The sequence below is a fragment of the Cyanobacteria bacterium GSL.Bin1 genome (assembly GCA_009909085.1).
Classification (GTDB): Bacteria; Cyanobacteriota; Cyanobacteriia; order Cyanobacteriales; family Rubidibacteraceae; genus Halothece.
In genome coordinates, this window is sequence record JAAANX010000069.1 from 1 (window position 1) to 6,030 (window position 6,030).

The 6,030-nt window shown below is 41.9% G+C and carries 5 protein-coding genes; 2 read left to right on the forward strand and 3 right to left on the reverse strand.

Annotation, left to right across the window (positions count from 1 at the left end; all coding sequences use genetic code 11):
• Nucleotides 1-235 precede the first annotated feature (235 nt).
• Nucleotides 236-493, reverse strand: coding sequence for a type II toxin-antitoxin system RelB/DinJ family antitoxin (locus GVY04_08810; protein ID NBD16233.1), 258 nt, complete (start codon nt 491-493; stop codon nt 236-238).
• Between the two features lie 362 nt (nt 494-855).
• A complete protein-coding gene (locus tag GVY04_08815; GenBank protein ID NBD16234.1) occupies nt 856-1,014 on the reverse strand; it encodes a hypothetical protein in 159 nt (52 codons plus the stop codon).
• Nucleotides 1,015-1,427: 413 nt separating this feature from the next.
• Between GVY04_08815 and GVY04_08820 the strand changes: the two genes are divergently transcribed.
• Nucleotides 1,428-3,845, forward strand: a complete 2,418-nt coding sequence (locus tag GVY04_08820; GenBank protein NBD16235.1) for a hypothetical protein — start codon at nt 1,428-1,430, stop codon at nt 3,843-3,845.
• Nucleotides 3,846-3,920: 75 nt separating this feature from the next.
• Here GVY04_08820 and GVY04_08825 read toward each other — a convergent pair whose 3' ends face one another.
• Nucleotides 3,921-4,235, reverse strand: a complete 315-nt coding sequence (locus GVY04_08825; protein NBD16236.1) for a hypothetical protein — start codon at nt 4,233-4,235, stop codon at nt 3,921-3,923.
• Between the two features lie 1,210 nt (nt 4,236-5,445).
• Between GVY04_08825 and GVY04_08830 the strand changes: the two genes are divergently transcribed.
• On the forward strand, nt 5,446-6,030 hold a 585-nt coding region (locus tag GVY04_08830), incomplete at its 3' end, for a glycogen phosphorylase (GenBank protein ID NBD16237.1).

Here is a 6,030-nt window from a genome sequence, read left to right on the forward strand (position 1 = left end):
TGAACAAATACATTGTAACGTGTTTGTTAATTTTCGACCGTCGAGGTCTCAAATTACCCCGCTTTCCTCCCCCACCTGTTCCGAGGTGGGGGAGTCCCACGGATACTTTGTTGAAGTTTTTTGATAACAACTGCTAGCTTAGCCATGTCTTTACCACGAGCTTTAGCAGCTTTTACATCTTTCTTGAATTGACTGGTGATTTTTTGCTCACGCACTGGCTAGTCTTTGGTAACCACTAAAGGCTTTCCAAAAAAACGTCAATATCATCAACAGTCTCCAAGCGCTCAGGATTTTCTGCCTCTGTGATCGCAGCCAAGGTGGTCTCATTTGGAATTTCCACTGCAAAAGGCAAACCTCGACGGAGTATCACCTGTTGATAGAACATACGGATCGCCTCGGTTGACGTAATCCCCAACTCAGAAAAAATCTCCTCTGCCCTTGCTTTGAGGTTTGGGCTCATTCTTGCTTGAACTTTTGTTGTTTGAGTTTTCATAGGTAAACCCTCCTGCTAGAGCCCCCGCGCCTTTGGCGCAGGTGTGCTGAAGATAAAGCTCAATATACTGTGCTTTGTATTCCATTTGTATCACAAATTAGCACAAAGGCGCAAGCGTGATCGCCTCTTGACTTTGATAAGGTTTGTGGGGGAAATCAACATATCCTCATGCCTACAATCTAACATTCGCTTGCACTCGGACGCTCAGGTCTATAGAATGGCTGTGGGATCTTCTAAATCTCTTTCGCGCCGGTGAAGCCAGGCCGTTAGAAGTCAGATCAGTTGGAAAATAGTAAAATCTGAATTATCATCAGACCCAACAATGCAGTGCAGCGGACAGAGGCGCGATCGCGTGAGTTTTTTTATTGGCAGAAGATGCGCGATCGCTGATAGGCCGATCCATCACCAACAATGGGTAAAGCAGTAATTTCTACCGATTGAGTTTGCTGAGACAACGCCTCAATGATCCTAACGGCAATAACATCTTCACCATGACCATTGCTGAGACAGAGTAATTTCAAAATTTGATCGTTGCTTTTAGATAAATGTTCTTCTCTAAACTACCATTCCGCTTAAAAACGAGTTATCCCGCTTCTGTCACTTTCCGTAAACCAGACGCTGTAAGGCTTATGAACACTGGATTCTTCAATTTGGCTAGTAGAAAATATTTTATATTAATAATTATCAGCGCGATCGCGCAATTAGAAAAGGCTTCAGAAAATTAAATTGATTTTTCTATTCGGAGACTGACAAAAGCGGGTTATAGCGCTACGGATTAACATTAGGACATAAGTTATGGTTTTAAGAACTGATACTATCACACGACCACCGAAACAAAATGTCCTAACCTCGTTGCGTACTGCTATATGCTTTTGTTCACGAGTGAATTAGGATTGCTATATTAGTTATTTTCTTAGAGTGCTTCCTCTCTGTAATGGTGAATAATTTTTTACTTTTTTGGAGTCTTCAAACCTGTTTGAGAAAATTCTGTTACCGAGCTTTTAACTATTTTTCGGTCTCTCACTTTTGTGTACTTACTCTGCTGGGATTAATCGGATTAATTAACGCTTCTCCCGTTTTTGCCTCCTTCCTGGTTAATCCCGATTTTAGAAATGATGTCATTGCCCTTCAAGAAAAAATGAGCGTGGGTTTAGAGCAATCAACTGTTTTATCCCAAAACAAATCTCAAATTGTTAACTATCCCCCTTTATATCAACCTCAGGCACGTCAGGAAATTGAGTTATCACCAGGGTTTCATGACTATCGTCGAACTTTAGCTGTCAATTTAGGGTTACCCCGACATCCCGACCTAGTGAGAGTCACTCCCCAACTTGGACAGTATCTGTTGAAAGATGGGCGAGTTATTGTCCGAACAGTAGTAGATACTCCTGAAACCGATTTATGGATTACAGGGGACTTTAATGACTGGGATTACCCTGATGAGCGCTACAAATTGCAGGTAGATCCAGATAATCCCTATATCCGCACCATTATTTTGCCTGCATCTTCCCAGCCAGAAGGCTATCATTTACAATACTATACCTTAGTCCGTGAAACCAAGGATGGGGAAGTGTATCTAGTAACAGATCCTGCATCTAATTTGATCTCTTCCCCTGTGTTCTACCACCGGTTTATTGCGGGTACTGCTCGAGAAAATTCTCTGCGTCCTCTAGGAGAGAAGCAAATCAATCCCTTATCGGTATTTTGGTTTCCTCCTGAGGAGCAACATCAAAGAGAAGTGGATTCAACAGAGCTCCCTTATCGAACCAACATCGGAGAAACTGCTTATATCGCTCTCACCACCGATCTAACTACCTATATCTCTCAATTTGTTTGCCAGAATCCAGACTCTATCTTCTATGGCAGTTTAGGCAGAGAACATATCAATGAAACCTATCGTTTTGCCACTGAGTGCAACGTACCTCGGCATATTCGCCAAGAAGGCTACAATGCCGTTCAGTTTTATCCAAACATTGCAAATCAAACCCATGCCGACCAGCGACGACCTGAGGACAAAGTAGTTGATTGGCGATTCTGGTATCTAGTACGCCAATATATGACGACTGGTCAGTCTGATCAAGGAACTCCCAGTGAATATCGCCAAATGCTACGAGCTTTTAATCAAGCTGGCTTGAGTCTTGTGGTGGATTTTGTTTTTGCCCATAATGCCCAACCCTATGCCAATGGAGAGTTTTATCCGGAAGTACGCATGGGATTATCAGGGCAAGGTTTTTTATCCGATCGCGGTACTGAGTGGGGAACGTTACGCCCAAAATTTAATAATCCTGGCTTTCGTCTCTTGATCCAAGAAGCCTTAATCAAATTTTTCTACGAAGGCTATGAAGGCGTGCGGATTGATAATGTGGATGGGCTCAGTTGGGAACCCGGAGGAGAAAGTCTTTTGCGAGATTTGGCTTGGGAGATGATGTTGCGGGATCCTAGTTTTCAAATTATTGGTGAGATGTATTCTATGTTTGATGACCGCGTGATTTCTGCTGCCCATCCTTTAAGCGTTGGCAAAAGCGGATCTGGATTAACCGTGGGATATACTGATGACTTTAATGCACGCCTGTCCAAAATTATTCGTAAAAATCCAGACGAGTATTCCTTATTTCAAATCTCTAAGTACTTGCGTAACCCTTGGCGTTGGTTTGATGTCCACGGCTGGCGGCCGGATGATATTAATAATATTCGAGATTACGATGATATCCACGGTCAATATCCCGTTGAGAAATTAGCGACAGGTTGGGAACACTCAGAAGGCAAACTCATGGCATTTACTGCTCTCAAGCTGAGTGCCGGCAGCTATTATATTGATTCGGCACAGGTTTTTACCTTGCAGAGGGGTAACTTAGCCACGAACGGGGCTGTGGTTTGGGAAAATTTGAGTAATCCTGGAATTGCAAAATTCCATCAAGCAATAGTAGACTTCCGCTCTTTAATCGCCTCTGATGCTTACCATGCCTGGTATAACCAACATAATCATCATGAAAAGTGGCTGGATGATGTGAACAAAGTGGTTACCTTTGAATACTGGGATCCCGCCCAGGATCGACGCCGGTTCATCGTCATTAATCTAACAGAGTCCACCCATCCCATCTACTCGATTAATCATGTCGCTCTCCCTCAAAATACTCGGTTTGAAGTCGTCCACCGTTCTGGAGTAGAGCAGTATTTAGGTCCATTACCGAATAGTGCCATTGGTGAAATAATCAGCGTCAGAGGGGAGCTCAACCAGAATCATCAGGTTACTATTCCTCAGGGATTACAACGCTATGAGGTCGTCGTGATGGACCAAGTCAAGGAAGAAGTTGGTCTTCTAGCTGATGGGAAAAGCTTGATCCTCGATTAGCAATAAAATAAAAATAGTTACCGATATTAGAGTCATTAAACTTGAAACAAGCATAGCCGGGGACAAGTATCCACTTTAAAAAATGGCTTGACAACCTTGGGGGATCAGCTCGTTTTGGGTAATTTCTTTGATTGCAGCCACGACATCGTCAGTGGTATACAATCGCACATCAGGATATTTTTTGGGCAAACGGGACTCTAGCATCGTCTGGAAAGAGTGATTGGGAAAGAATAAAACTTCAGCCTGACCTTCGTTTCCGATCGCGGCGTTGACTTCACCATACTCTTGTAAGAAAGATAAGCAAATCTGGGTAATCTCCTCATTCCCTGTCAACCGACCTTTGACTTGTTCACCGAGTCGCGCTTTGAAAGCAAATGCTGTAATCTCCATTGTTGATCTCCATATTAAATTTAATTAATATACATCAATATTATACGTGATTCATAAAGATTAAAAGGTGAGGAGAAAGACACTTTTTCATTAGGGTTAAGGAAGCAAACGAATGTCTAGCGATGCGCTCGTTCAGCTTGCGGCGAAGCTTAGAGCCTTTAGAGCTGGCTTCCCGCTTTGCCTGAAGCTTAGCTAGCTTCTGTATTGTCCGGCCAAATCTGCGTAACTTGGGTTAATGTCTGGCAATTATAATCAACGGACATCTCTTTTTTATTAGATCTTCTTGTCAATTTTATTGGTGATTAATATCACTTAATTTGTTCTTAAAAAATCGGCATGAGTTTCAATATTTACCTTCTCGATCATTTCCCTATTCCTAAAAACAATAACGTGCAAAATTATGCTTTCCAGCGATAATTCAAAGGGAGCGACAACACGGATAAATCATAACATTTCTTTAACCTCATTATACTCTCCCGTTCCTTCTAATTTATGGAGAAAACGACTCTATTTTTGTCAACTTTCTATGAAATTACCTTAACCTTAAGTAGCTATTTTGTTAATTTTTTCTTAATCTTAATTTCATCAGTACAAAATAACATAAATTTCAGTTATTTTTTTTCATCTAAGAGATTCAATAACTATGATAATTGCGTTTCTTATTGTTTTAGTAGTGACAGCGATTAGTCTTTTAATTATTTCTAAGTTACCAATTGAAATTGAGATTAATAGTCCCGTAGATGCTCTAATAGATTGTTAAAATTATATAAAATTGTTAGGTAATTTCTCTTGAAATGGATGTATAATTTTTGGTGTATTCACCAACTAACATAACTTTATTAAAAACTGAATAGAACCTAAATCAAAAGCTAATACATAATCAAGTTGATTGAACCTTTTTATTAGCTTATTACCGCGGTGATTATGCTGTTTGAGCAGCAATTTTACCGAATAATATATAGTGATTAGCCACGAAACCTTATTCTTCTTTCAAGATGAATTTGATTAGTTAATCTTTTAGGTTGAGTCTATCAAATTACTTTGAAATGATGAGTTTACTTCTGGAGAGTAATAGGGATAAAACTTATTTTGGGGGTGGCTAGGGTCTAGTGACTGCTTTTGCCACTGCAGTCATTATATTGAATCTGCTGGCTAGAAATATAGCTATTCGCTCTTCAAAACAGTGTCAATAAAATCAGGAAGAACAATCATGGTGGAAAGTATTGAAAGCAATCGTGCAGCAGCGGCAGCAACGGTTGAAGACGACCGCACGGGATTGAGTATCCCCACCTTGCGCCGCGCCCTAGCCGACAACCTGTTTTACATTCAGGGAAAGTTTCCGCGCATTGCCACGCCAAACGACTACTACATGGCTCTCGCTTATACCGTGCGCGATCGGCTCCTGCAGCGTTGGCTGAGTACCATCCGCACCTACTTAGACCAGAACGTCAAAGTCGTCAGTTATCTCTCGGCCGAATTCTTATTGGGACCTCACCTAGGCAATAACCTGATTAACCTTGGCATCTACGAGCAAGTGCAGCAAGCCGTCACCGAGTCCGGTCTAGATTTACCAACGCTGCTCGCCCAAGAAGAAGAGCCTGGGTTAGGGAATGGAGGATTAGGACGACTTGCCGCATGCTATCTCGAATCCTTAGCCACCCTAGAACTCCCTGCCGTCGGCTATGGGATTCGCTACGAATTCGGCATTTTTGACCAGGAAATTCGCGACGGTTGGCAAGTTGAAATTACCGATAAATGGCTCCAGTACGGCAATCCCTGGGAAATTGCTCGTCCT

Bases quoted from the DNA above. Each gene is read 5' to 3' on its own strand.
- GVY04_08820 (NBD16235.1), top strand. From the start codon at position 1,428: ATGGTGAATAATTTTTTACTTTTTTGGAGTCTTCAAACCTGTTTGAGA.
- GVY04_08810 (NBD16233.1), bottom strand. From the start codon at position 493: ATGAAAACTCAAACAACAAAAGTTCAAGCAAGAATGAGCCCAAACCTC.
- GVY04_08825 (NBD16236.1), bottom strand. From the start codon at position 4,235: ATGGAGATTACAGCATTTGCTTTCAAAGCGCGACTCGGTGAACAAGTC.